The sequence below is a fragment of the Tabrizicola sp. BL-A-41-H6 genome (assembly GCF_050632395.1).
In the GTDB taxonomy this organism is placed as follows: domain Bacteria; phylum Pseudomonadota; class Alphaproteobacteria; order Rhodobacterales; family Rhodobacteraceae; genus JAUYQR01.
Genome location: NZ_CP192600.1, coordinates 248,940 through 263,382, shown reverse-complemented (window position 1 = coordinate 263,382; position 14,443 = coordinate 248,940). Strand labels below are relative to the sequence as shown.

Sequence of the window (14,443 nt, the reverse complement as noted above, 5' to 3'; positions counted from 1 at the left end):
GAAAGAGGCTTCGTACGTGTTCCGGTTTTTCGAAGGCCTCGTTGACCCCTACGGTTCATACGAGCAGACGGATACGCCGCCCAGGCGGCTCTGGCCATTTCTGAAACAGTTCATCCGTCCGTTTCGGGGGGTGTTCGCGGCCACGGCTGTCTTGTCGGTGATCGCGGCTTTTTCCGATGTTGCCCTGATCTGGTATGTCGGCCGTCTTGTAGACCTGCTTTCGGTCAATGGCCCCAAAGTGGTCTGGCAGACTTACGGCACAGAGATGCTTCTGGTGGCTTTTGCGGTTCTTGTGCTGCGGCCTCTGCTGCTGGTGGCCAACGTTGCCCTGCTTCACAACACGATCTTGCCGAACTTTGGCACGATGATCCGCTGGCGTGCGCATGCCCATGTGATCCGCCAGCCGGTTGGTTGGTTTGAAAGCGATTTTGCCGGACGCATCGCCAACCGCATCATGCAAACCCCACCCGCTGCAGGAGACGCCGTGTTCCAGACGTTCGATGCGATGGCGTTTGCCAGCGTGACGGTCGTCGGTGCGGCGATCATGCTGGCAGATGCCGACCCGCGTCTGGTTTTGCCATTGGTGGTCTGGCTTGTGCTGTATGCGGCGCTGGTGAAGTGGACGGTCAAGCGTGCCGGACCGGCGTCAAAGGCATCAAGTGATGCGCGGTCAGCTGTGACAGGACGAGTGGTGGATGCCTACACCAACATCCATTCCGTCAAGCTCTTTGCCTACCACGACAAGGAATTGGCCTATGCCAAAGAGGCAATCGAACATGCCCGCACAACCTTTCAAAAGGAAATGCGCATCGTAACCAAGATGGATCTGGCGCTTACTTTCCTGAACGGCTTCCTCATAGTGTCGGTGACAGGATGGGCGATTGTACTTTGGTATCAGGGCTCTGCTACGGTTGGAACCGTTGCTGCCGCGACTGCGCTGGTGCTTCGGCTAAACAACATGACCTACTGGATCATGTGGGCGTTTACATCGCTGGTTCAGGCGCTGGGCGTGGTTCAGGAAGGGATGGAGACGATTACCCATCCGATCGGACTGGTCGACCGACCGGGTGCGTCGGTGCTTCGTCTGACCGACGGCCGGATCGAAATCGAGTCAGTGTCGCACCATTACGGGCGCGGCAGCGGTGGGCTACAAAACCTGTCCCTGTTGGTAAAATCGGGGGAAAAGCTTGGCGTCGTTGGGCGGTCTGGTGCCGGTAAATCAACGCTCGTCAAGCTGTTGCTCCGGTTCTACGAACCCGAATCCGGGCGCATTCTGATTGATGGGCAGGACATCTCGCAGGTGTCTCAAGAATCGCTCCGCCGCCAGATCGGCATGGTCCAGCAGGATTCAAGCTTGTTGCACCGGTCCGTGCGTGACAACATTTTGTATGGCCGCCCGGACGCCTCGGACGATCGGATGATCGCGGCGGCAAAGCAGGCTGAAGCGCATGATTTCATCTTGGGACTGCAGGATTCCGAAGGCCGCACCGGCTATGACGCGCATGTCGGCGAGCGGGGCGTGAAACTGTCGGGCGGTCAGCGCCAGCGGATCAGTTTGGCACGGGTCATCCTGAAGGACGCGCCTATCCTCATTCTTGATGAGGCGACTTCAGCCCTCGACTCAGAAGCGGAGGCGGCAATTCAGGATGCTCTTTACGGAGTAATGCACGGAAAGACAGTGATCGCCATTGCGCATCGTCTGTCGACCCTTGCGGCGATGGATCGCATCGTTGTGGTGGAAGACGGTCAGATAGCGGAATCCGGCACTCATGCAGATCTGCTGCGGCGAAATGGTCTTTACGCGCGCTTCTGGGCACGACAGTCAGGGGGCTTCATCGGGCTCGAGGAGGTGGCAGAATGACGCTTCTTGAGAAGATGGGGAATTGGATCGACGCGTTCCGCCCGGCTGACGGGCCGCCGCCCCGAACGCTGGCCGCCTTCTTTCGGTGGTGCCTTTCCGGGTCATGGCCGATGCTTTGGCTAGCCGTGGTGTTTTCGTCGCTAGCCGGGGTGACGGAGGTGGTCTCGGCCATCATCATGGGCTGGGTGATCGACGCTTCCGTCGCGGCTGGGCCGGAAAGCTTTTTCTCCGGCCATGCATGGCTGCTTCTGTCGTGCCTTGGATTCTATCTTTTCCTGCGCCCGCTGGCGTTCGGGCTTTCATCGGCGTCGAACAGCGTCGTGATCGGGCCGAATGTGCTGCCTCTGGTCCTCAGCCGCCTGCATCGCTGGACGCTTGGTCAGGCCGTGACCTTTTTTGACAACGACTTCGCAGGTCGCATCGCGCAAAAGCAGATGCAGGCGGCGCGTGCCGTGACGGATGTCGTGACCGAAGCCATCAACACCGGTGCGTTCGCACTGGCCTCGGTCATCGGCTCGGTGATCTACCTGTTTTCGGTTGACTGGCGGATTGCCGGGGTGCTCGCGCTTTGGCTAGTCGTCTATGTGGCGATGATCCGGTATTTCCTGCCCAAGGTGAAGGAAAACTCTGCCGCGCGCGCCTCTGCGCGGGCGATGGTCACCGGGCAGGTGGTGGATACGATCACCAACATCAAGACGGTCAAACTGTTCGCCCACGCCGATTTCGAAGATCGCGTCGCCCTGCAGTCGATGGGTGTATTCCGGGAACGAAGCCTCGAATTCGGCGTGATCTCAACCTGGTTCCGCCTGGCGCTGATGACACTCGCCGGTGTGTTGCCGATCGTGCTGATCGGCGGCACCTTGTTGCTTTGGCAGCGCGGGCTGGCAACCGAAGGCGCCATCGCCGCTGCTGGGGCGATTGCCATGCGCATTGCGCAGATGTCGGGATGGGTGAGCTTTACGCTGATGTCGATCTACACCTCGATCGGCGAGGTCGAGGACGGAATGCACACGCTGGCCGTCCCACACACGCTTGCCGATTCGCCCAATGCCAAGGAACTGCCGCGCGTGGCTGGCGAGATCTGCTTTGACCACGTCAGTTTTGGCTATGGTCACGGTCGTGCGGGGGTGACCGAAATTGATCTTACGGTTCGTGCAGGCGAGAAATTGGGGATCGTCGGCGCATCGGGGGCGGGCAAGTCAACTCTCGTGTCGCTGCTGCTGCGGCTTTACGATCCAGAGACTGGAAGCGTCAGGATTGATGGCATCGATGTGCGTGACATAACCCAGGAATCGCTTCGACGTCAGATTGGCATGGTTACCCAGGAAACGGCCATGTTCAACCGTTCGGCCCGTGACAACATTCTTTACGGCCGACCCGACGCCGCAGAAGTCGAGATCGTCGCAGCCGCAAGCGCCGCCGAAGCTGACGACTTCATCGGCAGGATGGCCGATCACAAGGGCCGGCGCGGGTACGATGCGTTTCTTGGCGAACGCGGCGTGAAACTTTCTGGCGGTCAACGTCAGCGCATCGCATTGGCGCGCGCCTTCTTGAAGGACGCGCCGATCCTGGTGCTTGATGAGGCAACCTCCGCGCTTGATTCAGAGATCGAGGCCAGTATCCAGAGCGCTTTGTCCAAGGTGATGGAAGGCAAGACCGTTCTTGCCATTGCACACCGACTTTCCACGATCGCCGCGATGGACAGGATCATCGTGATGGAGCAGGGCCGGATTGTCGAAGAGGGTGACCACGCAGCCCTGTTGGCCAAGAACGGCCTTTATGCCCGCTACTGGAACCGCCAGTCTGGCGGCTTTCTGGGAACGGACGACGAACAGGAAGCAGCCGAATGAGGGTTACGATCGACCGCCTCGGCCATCTTGGTGATGGGCTGGCCACAGTGCCAGAAGGCACAGTCTTTGTTCCGGGTGTTTTGCCCGGCGAGGTTGTTGAGGGCGATCTGAACGCCGACAAGCTGACGAACGTGCGAATCGTCACGCCATCGGCGGACCGAATCAAGGCGCCTTGCCCGCACGCGCGAACCTGCGGCGGATGCCAGCTTCAACATGTGGCGGACAGCTTTGTCGAAGCGTGGAAAGCATCCATCGTATCGTCAGCCCTTGCTGCACATGGCTTGCCCGCCCCGATCAAAGGCGTCGCCACGTCGCCTCCGCACTCCCGGCGGCGCGCGGTGTTTTCGGCGAGGCGAACGAAATCAGGCGTGCTGATCGGGTTCCACGCCCGAAGCTCGGTCACGCTGGTGGCCATTCCTGAGTGCCGTTTGCTGCATCCCGACCTGATGGATGTAGTGACCGGCTTACAAGAGCTTGCGATGATAGGCGGGTCGCGATCCGCCGAGCTTTCGATGACGGTCACCCGTTCAGAGGCGGGAGCGGACGTCGCCGTAACCGGCGGCAAGCCGTTGGACAGCGAACTGCGTATGGCATTGGCGCGCATCGTCGAAAAGCACCAGTTCGCCCGCCTGACCTGGGAGGGAGAGGTGGTTGCTTTGCGAGATTCTCCCATCCAGCGATTTGGCCGCGCTGTCGTGACGCCGCCTTCCGGCGCGTTCCTGCAAGCCACGCTGGAAGGTGAGACCGCGCTTCTTGACGCCGTGCGCGAGGCCTTGGGTCCGCAACAGCGGGTCGCGGATCTTTTTGCCGGATCGGGCACGTTTACCTTTCCGATCGCCGAGTTTGCAGAGGTTCACAGCGTCGAAGGCGACGCAGCAATGATTCAGGCTTTGGACAAGGCGACGCGCAATACCCAAGGCCTGCGCCGCATAACATCCGAGACGCGCGACCTCTTTCGCAGGCCGCTGCAACCCGACGAACTGGCACGGTTTTCTGGTGTGGTACTGGACCCGCCGCGTGCGGGGGCGGAAGCACAGACCCGGTGCCTTGTCCTCTCGACTGTTCCTGTTGTAGCGATGGTGTCGTGCAACCCGATAACGTTCGCGCGCGATGCCGGCATTCTCGTCTCAGCTGGCTATGCGCTGGATTGGATAAGGGTTGTCGATCAGTTTCGCTGGTCCACGCATGTTGAACTCGTCGCGCGATTTTCGCGTCCGAGTTGACAAATCCGTGACCTCGCCTGCAAATCGCCTCGCTAGGCAGGGTCGGTAGAATGCTGTATCCAAAAGAAAAAGAATGCAGGCGGGACAGTGATGCGGATTCTTCGTTTAATCGTCATCCTCGTGATGGCTTTTGGCCTGTCGGCGTGTGGGTCGAAGTTCCGGTCGTACAACGGACCCAAGGTAACACAGGTTCAGGTCCACAAGGCCGACCGCAAGATGTATCTGCTGCACAATGACCAGGTGCTGAAAAGTTACGATGTCGCGCTCGGCTTCATGCCAGTGGGACACAAGCAGTTCGAAGGCGACGGAAAGACCCCCGAGGGCGGATACTTCATTTCGCACAAGAACCCGAATTCGGAGTTCCACCTGTCGCTCGGGATCACCTATCCGAACGAAGCCGACATCGCCTTTGCCGAGTCGGTCGACAAACGGCCCGGCGGTGACATCTTCATTCACGGCGGTCCGAACAAGCCGATCCGGCAGCGTGACTGGACGGCTGGATGCATTGCCGTGTCGGACAAGGAAATGGAAATCGTCTATTCGATGATCGAGCCGGGAACGCCGATCTTCATTCTTCCCTGACGGGTCTTAAGCCCCGGTTACGAGCGTCCACCAGATCTTTCCGCCGGCTTCCTGAAACCACGCGAACCCCAGGGTTCTTGCCGTCGGGTCCATGATGATGCCGCGGGTATCGGGCTGCGCCATCCAGGTGGAAAGCGTCTCCAACTCGGTCTCGTAGGTTTCGGAAATCAGTTCGCCAACAAGACGCCCGGTATATCCAGCGCGTTGGACGCGAACCAACGGGGACGAGCCGTCGGAGCCGAAGTGCCAAGGCCGGTTTTGCACGGACATATCGCGCGAGTGTGTCGCCGCCGCTGCGTTCAGCCTGGTATCGTAGGTAAGCGCAGGCAAGTTCTTTGCCGCCCTGAGTGTATTCACCGAATCAAGCAAGCGGAACGGAATTGCAGCCTGTTCGGCTGCGGTGATCTTGTAGACTTGTGGCAGCGGTTGTCCGTCCGCGCCAACCGTCGGACGCCTGCTGGCAGGGGCACACGCAGCGATCAGAATGGCCGGAGCCAGCAGCAGGAGGGAGCGTCTTTTCATTAATGTCACCAAACCAGCGGCAGCCAAGCGCGACCGTTTCGCCCCTCCATACCGAAAGCCGGGGCGGTGTTCAAACCCAAGTCTGCAGATCGGCGAAAGCTGACGGCCGAGTGATTTGCGGCCGGTCGCAAAAAACAGTATGAGAACGACGAGATAAGAAAGAGCAGGAGAAACCTCCATGGCAAGATCAATCATCAACCGTCGTTCGCTTCTGCAAGGCGCGGCCGGCGCAGCAGCGCTCGGCGCCCTGCCCGCCCTTGCACAAGACGGCACGACAGAGTTCCTCCCTGCGGCAAGCACGGTTCGTAACAACGTTTCCAGCTTCCGGATGCTGGAATGGCAGAACTATTTCGACAACACCCGTGGTGGCGCCATCCTTGTCGACATCACGTCGCGCGCCCTGCATTACTGGTCTGAAGATCAATCCATTTACCGGCTTTATCCCACCTCCGTGCCTCTGTCCGAAGACCTGACGCGGCGTGGCAAGACCGAGGTTGTTCAGAAGGTCGTCAACCCGGCCTGGCGTCCGACCGCCTCGATGAAAGAGCGTAACCCCGATTGGCCGGATGTGGTCGAAGGTGGCGCACCGGACAACCCGCTGGGCACCCGTGCGCTTTACCTGTCGTGGACCTATTACCGCATCCACGGAACCCACGACACACGGAAGATTGGTCGCCGGTCATCGAACGGCTGCATCGGCCTTTACAACGAGCACATCGAAGAGCTGTACGAGATGGCGCAAGTGGGCACGCAGGTGTTGCTTATTTGACAAAACGACAGAAGCGTCCGAACAAAATGAACTTCTCCAATTGCTTTTCGGGACGTCTGCTGGTTACACGTCTTGTATGAGGATAGTCTTGGGAGCGTGTCGCCGCCTCTGAAAACTTCGGTGGCACGCATTAACTGGAGGTTAACATGAAGAAACTCGCGCTCGCTGCCGCGCTTACCGCTGTCGCCACTGCTTCCTTCGCTGGTGGTATGGCTGAGCCTGTTATGGAACCGGAAGTTGTCGAAGCTGCGACCTCGTCGTCGGCTGGCGGCATCATTGTTCCGCTGCTGCTGCTGCTCGTGATCGCAGCTGCTGTCTCGTCGAGCTAATCTTTCGACCAGAATAAGGAAGGGACGGCGGGTATCCTGCCGTCCTTTTCTTTTTTGCCTGTCAGCCAAGCCACCCGGATAGGTTTTCCTCGATCACCTTTGCAAGTGCTTCGATATGCGCGGCACTGTCATTGAGACACGGAATATAAGTGAACGATTCGCCTCCAGCGTGCAGAAATGCTTCGCGGATTTCGCCATTTATCTCTTCAAGCGTTTCGATGCAGTCGGCTGAAAAGGCCGGTGCCATTACGGCGATCCGTTTCTTCCCCGCTTTCGCCAGTTCGGCCACGTGTTCCACGGTGTAGGGCTTCAACCATTCTTCTGGCCCGAAGACAGACTGGAACGTCGTGTCAATTGACCCCTTCTCCCAGCCAAGCCGTTCGCGCAGCAGTCGCGAAGTCTTCGCACATTGGCAATGATAGGGATCACCCTGCATCAGGTATCGTTTTGGCATCCCGTGATAGCTAGCCACCAAGACGTCCGGGTGGTGATCAAGGGCGGCGTAGGCGGAGGTGACCGATTGTGCCAATGCGTCGATGTAGAGCGGATGGTCGAAATATTCCGCTACCGTTCGGACTGCCGGCTGGCGCTGTTCCTTCATAAGTGCCCGAAAGAATTGATCATTCGCAGTAGCAGACGTGGCACCGGCATAATGTGGGTAAAGTGGGAAGAACAGAATGCGTTCGCAACCCGCCTCGACCATCGCGCGCACCTTGGACTCGGTAGACGGATTTCCGTAGCGCATGCAGAAATCGACGATGATGTTAGCTCCGTGCCGCTCTTCCATGACTGCGGCGATCGCCTTGGTCTGGTCTTTCGTGATCGTCAGAAGCGGACTTTCGTTCTTCTCATGGTTCCAGATCAGCTTGTAGTTGGCACCTGATGAAAAAGGTCGCTTCGTCAGAATGATAAGCTGCAATAGCGGCTGCCATTTCCAGCTAGCATAATCGACCACCCGCTTGTCCGAAAGGAATTCGTTCAGATATCGCCGCATCGACCAGTAATCGTAGTTGTCCGGCGTGCCGAGGTTGGCGAGCAGGACACCGATCTTAGCGCGGCGGACTGGTGGATGGTCTGCCGGAGCATGCTGCAAACGCCCCTCTCCCGGCCTGTCGATCGACGGTTCCTGCAGCCCTGTATCGTATTGCGGGGTCTGGCCCGCCTTGGTGTCAAGCATCGCTTTGATCCTGAAAATCGTTACAGCCGGACATAAAGGCTTATGGCCCGGGGTCAACCTTCGTCGGAAAGTCGCCGCTCTTGCGCGTTAAGGGCATCGGCCAGCCGTTGCTGTGCAGATCCGGGGCGAAGTGCTTTTGGCTGGCTTGCGTCGGGTGCCCAGCCGGTCAGACTCATGATCTCGAAGCTTGCGGGAATTTTTCCGTCAGCGTCACCATAGGTGGCAGCATAGATTGTCATGGCCTCGGTGATGATCGACCGTCTGGTCGGGTGCCGCAGACGACCGGTCAAGGCGTTGGTTTCCCCCATTGCGCGCAAGTCGCTAAGCAGGGCGTAGGGCGATCCGTAAAGAACCGTCTGCAAGGTACTGTCGGCCACCGGCATCGCAAATCCGGCGCGGTGCAGCAGATCGCCCAGATCGCGGATCTCGGCCATCGGCAAAACGCGCGGTGACACACCGCCGGTGACGGAGGCTTCGGCATGCGCCAGACAGGCGCGCAACTGCTGAAGCGTTCTTCCGCCCAGAAACTGCGCCATGAACAGACCGTCGGGCCTCAGGGCAAGCCTGCATTGAACAAGCTGACCAAGTGGGTCATTCGCCCAGTGCAGCCCCATCGCGTGAATCACCAGATCGTGCCGCGACCGTTCCAGCGAAAGAACGTCATCATCAGGCACGATCTTGGCCTGCGGAAGCGCGCTTTGCCAGAATTCCGGAAAACCCGTGACGATCACGGGGTCCGTAAAGGTTCTGTTAACCTCGTTCAGTCTTTCCTGAACGTCGGCGATCATGGCGTCGTGCAGAAAACTTGCCCCTTGATGGGCGGCACTACTCATGGCCCGTTGCCGGTTGCGCGTCAGAGCGGCACAGTCGGTAAGTTTGGGATGCTCTTTCATCGTGGTAAGCTTAGGGGGCTGAGGTGGGTTTGCAAGAAGCGCTCCAGGTTCTTTACCCGCCCCAATGCATCAGCTGCGGGGCCGGTGTCACGTCGGATTTCGGGCTGTGCGGCGATTGCTGGCGTGAAACGTCGTTCATCGCAGGCCTGGTCTGCGACCTGTGCGGCGTTCCGCTTCAGGGCGAGGATTCTGAACGCACCGTTCTTTGCGATGATTGCATGACAATTGCACGTCCGTGGAGCCAGGGCCGCGCTGCTATGCTTTACAAGGATAACGGGCGGCGCATTGTGCTTGCCTTGAAGCATGGCGACCGGCTTGATCTTGCCCGTCCTGCGGCCCTTTGGATGCACAAGGTCGCGCGGCCGATGCTCAAGCAGAACATGCTGGCCATTCCGGTTCCCCTGCACTGGTTCCGGCTGTTCAGGCGGCGCTACAATCAGGCGGCCCTGCTGTCTTCGGCAGTCGCAAAACTGGCCGGTCTGGAAAGCTGCCCGGACGGACTGATCCGGCGCCGCACCACTGGCAGCCAGGAAGGCCGCAATCGCGATGCCCGCTTTGCCAATCTGCGCGATGCCTTTGCCGTGCCGGAAAGACACCGAAAGCTGGTGGACCAACGCGAGATCCTGCTTGTGGACGATGTCATGACCTCTGGCGCAACCTTCGCTGCTGCTACCGAGGCATTGTTTGCCGCAGGTGCCGCATCCGTGTCGGTTCTCAGTCTGGCCCGCGTTGCGAAGGACGCCTAAATGCATATAGTCGGCATGGGTCACTCGGAAGGTCGTCATGCCGCAAATCGACATCTACACCACGCCATATTGCCCCTACTGCATCGCCGCAAAGAGATTGCTGGCGAAAAAGGCCGTCTCGATCAACGAGATCGACGTTAGCCGCGATCCCGACTTACGGCAGGCCATGACAGCCCGCGCAGGTGGCAGGCGAACCGTTCCGCAGATCTTCATCGGCGACCTGCACATCGGGGGTTCTGACGATTTGCACGCGCTTGACGATGCCGACAAGCTTGACCCGCTGTTGGCCAGCTGATGCGGGCTGGACTGGTCCAACTCAATGTCACCGACGATCCGGTCGACAATCTTCGGGTCACGCAAGACCTTGTCGATCAGGCTGCATCAGGCGGAGCTGATTTCATCCTCACGCCGGAATTGACTAACGGACTTTCGTCGGACCGGGCGCATCAAAGGTCGGTGTTTCGGCACGAAGCACAGGATGAAACGCTTGCCGCCTTATGCGCGAAGGCCAACGCGCATGAAGTCTGGCTGCTGATTGGTTCGCTGGGGCTGTTGACCGAGGATGCGGACGGACGTTTCGCCAACCGGTCGTTTCTGGTCGGGCCAGACGGGAAAGTCGCGGCGCGCTACGACAAGATTCACATGTTCGATGTCAATGTGTCGGAAACCGAAGTTTACCGCGAAAGCCAAGGCTACAGGCCGGGACAGAGCGCCGTTGTGCACGACACGCCGTTCGGCGCTATCGGAATGACGATCTGCTATGATTTGCGCTTTCCGGGCCTCTACCGTCGCCTTGCTCAGGCCGGGGCCGACATCCTGACCGTGCCGGCGGCCTTCAACCACATCACCGGTGCCGCCCATTGGGAAATCTTGCTGCGCGCACGCGCGATCGAAACGGGATGCTTTGTGCTTGCGCCCGCTCAGACTGGCTTTCATGCCGAAACCCACCGCAAGGGCCGGCGCACGCATGGCCAATCGCTTGCCGTGGCTCCCTGGGGTGAAATTCTTGCAGATGGTGGAACCGAAGCGGGCGTAACGCTTGTCGATCTCGATCTGTCGCGCGTGGCCGAGGCTCGGCGTCGCGTGCCATCGCTTAGTCACGACCGGGGCTTTGACGGCCCATGAGCAATGAAAAGACCGAAGACATCGCCATCGCGCTTTTTGGCGAGCTTTTCATGGCAGACCAGTTGGCCCGAAGCCGTATATCCCGCGTGCTTCCCAAGGGGATGGAGCTGTCGCATTTCTCGGTGCTCAATCATCTGGCCCGGATCGGCGATGAACGCACCCCGGCGCAACTGGCCCGGTCGTTTCACGTGACCCGGGGTGCCATGACCAACACTCTGGCAAAACTTGAATGGGCCGGTCACATCCATATCCGGCCCGATTGGGAGGATGCCCGCCAGAAGTTCGTCGCGATCAGCCCGTCAGGCCGTTCCGCGCGCGACTCTGCGGTTGCCAGCGTCGTTCCCTTGATCGGCGAAGTGGTACAGACCTTGGGCCAAGACCGTGTGAAGGGGCTTTTGTCGGTTCTGCGCGAATTGCGCCTGCGTCTTGAAGAAGACGGCACCTGAGCGTGATCCTGGCCGGCGCTTTCACGCGCAGCATGTTGGGCCAATGCGGGGTAACACTACAATAGGTCTTGCCGATGGCAGGCACCCTTCCCTAGACTGTCACCATCTCCCAAATAGCGGACGCTATGCCCTTTTTTCGAAGCTTCGCCTCTGTTTCAGTTCTGATCGGGCTGGCGCTGGCTGGGTATCCTGCTGCTGCCGAGATGACCCGATCGTTGAACATCAACGGGGCCACCGGCGTGATCGACATGCCCTCCGGTGATGCGCAGAACGATGCAACCTTCTCGTTTAGTGCATCTATGGTCGGGCCGGTGACGCGAGGCACGATCAGCTTCCAGATCACACCGCGCCTGTCTGCGGCGTTTCGATTCCAGAAGTGGAGCGACTGGAACACGCTGTTCCCAACCGATAGCACAACCTTCGACGACCGAAGTGTCGACTTACACTACCAACTATTACGGGAAACCCGATATCTGCCGTCACTGACGATCGGGCTTCAGGATTTCACTGGCAGCAGCATGTTCGCAGCGGAGTATATCGCGGCCACAAAGACCTTTACTGACCGTGCGAAGATTACCGCAGGTCTCGGATGGGGTCGATTGGGCACCTACGGCGGAAGCACGGCCCCGTTTGGCGCGCGGCCGCCACTTGAGCCGGGGGATGCCGGCACTCCAAATTCACACCAATGGTTCCGCGGAGAGATGGCTGCCTTCGGCGGTATCGAATACAAGATCAACGACCGCTGGACTATGAAGGCGGAATATTCGTCGGACGCCTATCTTCTGGAAACCGAAGAGCGCGGAATTCTGGAGCGTACCAGTCCGTTCAACTTTGGCCTCGAATACCAGAAAGGTCCGTCTGCCCGTTACGGCATCTATTCCATGCACGGAACCGAGATCGGCCTTGTTTTCCATCTGATCCTCGATCCGAAAAACCGGGCGACGGGCGGCTTGATGGGCGCGGCGCCTGTGCCGGTCAAGCTGCGACCTTCCCGGTCAGAAGACCCTGACGCATACGACGGCCAATGGGTGGAACAGAAAGACGCAGGTCCCATCCTGCGCGACAATCTAGCCAAGCGGCTCGCTGCAGACGGTATCGTCGTGCAGGATATCGCCTATTCGTCGACCGTGGTTCAGGTGCGGATCAGAAACAACCGGATCGACGCCGGCGCGCAAGCCATCGGTCGAACAGCGCGCGCGTTGTCGCATGTAATGCCCGCCTCGATCCAGGTTTTCGAAATCGTCCCGGTGGCGAACGGCATCGGCGCCTCGAAGGTGACGATCCGGCGCAGCGACATTGAAGAGCTTGAATTCGCCGCCGACAACGCGTCGCTGCTGCGCAGTCGTGTGTCACTGGGCGATGCTGGCCCGCTTCCAGCCAATGCCATAGGGAATGATGAACTTTATCCCAAGTTCAACTGGAGCCTGAAACCTGCACTTCGCGTCAGTGAGCCGCTCAAGGGCGATGTGGGCGTGCGATTGAGCGCAAGCTACGACGCCCGTCCGGGCCTGATCTTTGCTGGCTCGATCTACAAGCATCTGGCCGGCAATGCGGATCGTTCGGGTGATCCCTCGTCGTCGGTCTTGCCGCACGTCCGGTCGGACGGGTCACGATACAGCAAGTTTGGCGACCCGGCGTTGGAGAGGTTGACGCTGGCATGGTATGCTCGCCCCACGACAGATATCTATTCACGGGTTACCGTCGGCTACCTCGAACGCATGCACGCGGGCATCTCGGGTGAACTCTTGTGGAAGCCAGTCGAAAGTTCGCTCGCCCTTGGGGCGGAGCTTAACTATTCCAAACAGCGCGACACCGATGGTGGCTTTGGGTTTGACGAGTATGATTACGACATCGTGACCGGCTACCTGTCGGCCTACTACGATTTCGGCAACGGCTTCGTCGGAAAGGTGGATGTGGGAAGATACCTCGCCGGAGACGTTGGCGGCACAATTGCGGTGGATCGGGTGTTTGCGAATGGATGGCGCGTTGGCGCTTTTGCAACAGTGACCGACGTGTCCTCAGCCGACTTTGGCGAGGGGGGCTTCGACAAGGGTGTTCGTTTTTCGATTCCAGTCAACTGGGCGCTCGGGCAGCAAAGCAAAGGCGGGCTAGGTGCAACCCTGCGCCCGTCGACCGGCGATGGCGGCGCACGACTTGAGGTTGACGGCCGGCTTTACGAATCGATCCGCGACTACCATTCGGATTCCCTTGACCGTGGCTGGGGAAGGGTCTGGCGTTGAACTCATTGACCCGACTTGTGGTGGTCTGCGCCGCATCAATGGCCCTTGCTGCCTGCGGAAACGAGAAGTCCGAACCTTCGCCTATGGTCTCTGCGATTTCTGGCCTCGCGCGCACGACGATGGCGCGCGTGTCCGGAAAGGCGTCACCGGCGACCCAGACTTCCGGCGTGGCCCGGACCTCGCGCGCCGATCTGGAGGCTTACGGCATATCGATCCTGCGTGTCGTCATCGCGTCGCGCGCAGCGGATGCACTGGTGACTGTGACCGACACAAAGGGCGACGTCGTGACGTGGTCCACGACAGATGGCACCACCTTCGCGTTGCGCGACGGCGTGCTTATTCAGACAAGGGGAATCGGGCCGGACCTTATGTCTGCAGCGGCCCCTTCTGTTGTCGATCTGCGCGTGGTGGACGGCATGCACAAACGGACCTATTTCTTTCTGGGCGAAGACGACCAGAGCAACCGCCGCTCCTATGATTGTACGATGTCACGCGTCGGGGCCGAGACCATCGAGATCTTTGAACGCCAGCACCGCACCATCCACCTGAAAGAAACCTGTGTCCGCGCCGAAGGCAAGATAACCAACGATTTCTGGCTTGAAGGGTCGGTCATCCGCAAGTCACGGCAATGGACCAGCCCGGGAACAGGCTACATCGAATTTGAACTGGCGGTCGACTGA

The 14,443-nt window shown here is 59.5% G+C and carries 15 protein-coding genes; 12 read left to right on the top strand and 3 right to left on the bottom strand.

Annotated elements, in window-relative coordinates; translation table 11 throughout:
* Positions 1-16 precede the first annotated feature (16 nt).
* The 4 genes from ACROUL_RS01225 to ACROUL_RS01210 all read left to right on the top strand — a co-directional run bounded on the left by ACROUL_RS01225 (position 17) and on the right by ACROUL_RS01210 (position 5,516).
* Complete coding sequence (locus tag ACROUL_RS01225; RefSeq protein WP_431301218.1) at positions 17-1,861, top strand: ABC transporter ATP-binding protein; 1,845 nt, start codon at positions 17-19, stop codon at positions 1,859-1,861.
* On the top strand, positions 1,858-3,711 hold the full coding sequence (locus ACROUL_RS01220) for an ABC transporter ATP-binding protein (protein ID WP_431297741.1): 1,854 nt from the start codon (positions 1,858-1,860) through the stop codon (positions 3,709-3,711). Before ACROUL_RS01225 ends, ACROUL_RS01220 begins: the two co-directional genes overlap by 4 nt.
* Complete coding sequence (locus ACROUL_RS01215; protein ID WP_431297740.1) at positions 3,708-4,934, top strand: class I SAM-dependent RNA methyltransferase; 1,227 nt, start codon at positions 3,708-3,710, stop codon at positions 4,932-4,934. The genes ACROUL_RS01220 and ACROUL_RS01215 overlap by 4 nt, the downstream gene beginning before the upstream one ends.
* Positions 4,935-5,024: 90 nt before the next feature.
* Entirely contained in the window at positions 5,025-5,516 is a 492-nt protein-coding gene (locus ACROUL_RS01210) for a L,D-transpeptidase family protein (RefSeq protein WP_431297739.1), read from the top strand.
* Positions 5,517-5,522: 6 nt separating this feature from the next.
* On the opposite strand, the gene ACROUL_RS01205 is transcribed toward ACROUL_RS01210, so the two are convergent.
* Entirely contained in the window at positions 5,523-6,038 is a 516-nt protein-coding gene (locus tag ACROUL_RS01205) for a CAP domain-containing protein (RefSeq protein WP_431301217.1), read from the bottom strand.
* 178 nt (positions 6,039-6,216) lie between these two features.
* On the opposite strand from ACROUL_RS01205, the gene ACROUL_RS01200 reads away from it, so the two are divergent.
* Both ACROUL_RS01200 and ACROUL_RS01195 read left to right on the top strand, forming a co-directional pair.
* Positions 6,217-6,807: a L,D-transpeptidase gene (locus ACROUL_RS01200; protein ID WP_431297738.1), complete on the top strand. Its 591-nt coding sequence runs from the start codon at positions 6,217-6,219 to the stop codon at positions 6,805-6,807.
* 146 nt (positions 6,808-6,953) lie between these two features.
* Positions 6,954-7,136, top strand: a complete 183-nt coding sequence (locus ACROUL_RS01195; RefSeq protein WP_431297737.1) for a hypothetical protein — start codon at positions 6,954-6,956, stop codon at positions 7,134-7,136.
* A 61-nt stretch (positions 7,137-7,197) separates the two neighbouring features.
* On the opposite strand, the gene hemH is transcribed toward ACROUL_RS01195, so the two are convergent.
* Complete coding sequence (gene hemH / locus ACROUL_RS01190; protein WP_431297736.1) at positions 7,198-8,313, bottom strand: ferrochelatase; 1,116 nt, start codon at positions 8,311-8,313, stop codon at positions 7,198-7,200.
* 53 nt (positions 8,314-8,366) lie between these two features.
* On the bottom strand, positions 8,367-9,206 hold the full coding sequence (locus tag ACROUL_RS01185) for an SAM-dependent methyltransferase (RefSeq protein WP_431297735.1): 840 nt from the start codon (positions 9,204-9,206) through the stop codon (positions 8,367-8,369).
* A 23-nt stretch (positions 9,207-9,229) separates the two neighbouring features.
* On the opposite strand from ACROUL_RS01185, the gene ACROUL_RS01180 reads away from it, so the two are divergent.
* From ACROUL_RS01180 to ACROUL_RS01155, 6 genes are all read left to right on the top strand, one after another.
* A complete protein-coding gene (locus ACROUL_RS01180; RefSeq protein WP_431297734.1) occupies positions 9,230-9,952 on the top strand; it encodes a double zinc ribbon domain-containing protein in 723 nt (240 codons plus the stop codon).
* A 37-nt stretch (positions 9,953-9,989) separates the two neighbouring features.
* On the top strand, positions 9,990-10,247 hold the full coding sequence (gene grxC, locus ACROUL_RS01175) for a glutaredoxin 3 (protein WP_431297733.1): 258 nt from the start codon (positions 9,990-9,992) through the stop codon (positions 10,245-10,247).
* The gene (locus ACROUL_RS01170) at positions 10,247-11,077 is read left to right on the top strand and encodes a carbon-nitrogen hydrolase family protein (RefSeq protein WP_431297732.1); all 831 of its coding nucleotides are present in this window, start codon (positions 10,247-10,249) and stop codon (positions 11,075-11,077) included. The genes grxC and ACROUL_RS01170 overlap by 1 nt, the downstream gene beginning before the upstream one ends.
* Positions 11,074-11,523 (top strand): MarR family winged helix-turn-helix transcriptional regulator, encoded by a 450-nt coding sequence (locus ACROUL_RS01165; RefSeq protein WP_431297731.1) that lies wholly within the window; start codon positions 11,074-11,076, stop codon positions 11,521-11,523. The genes ACROUL_RS01170 and ACROUL_RS01165 overlap by 4 nt, the downstream gene beginning before the upstream one ends.
* 215 nt (positions 11,524-11,738) lie before the next feature.
* On the top strand, positions 11,739-13,763 hold the full coding sequence (locus ACROUL_RS01160; RefSeq protein ID WP_431297730.1) for a YjbH domain-containing protein: 2,025 nt from the start codon (positions 11,739-11,741) through the stop codon (positions 13,761-13,763).
* Entirely contained in the window at positions 13,760-14,443 is a 684-nt protein-coding gene (locus ACROUL_RS01155) for a YjbF family lipoprotein (RefSeq protein ID WP_431297729.1), read from the top strand. The genes ACROUL_RS01160 and ACROUL_RS01155 overlap by 4 nt, the downstream gene beginning before the upstream one ends.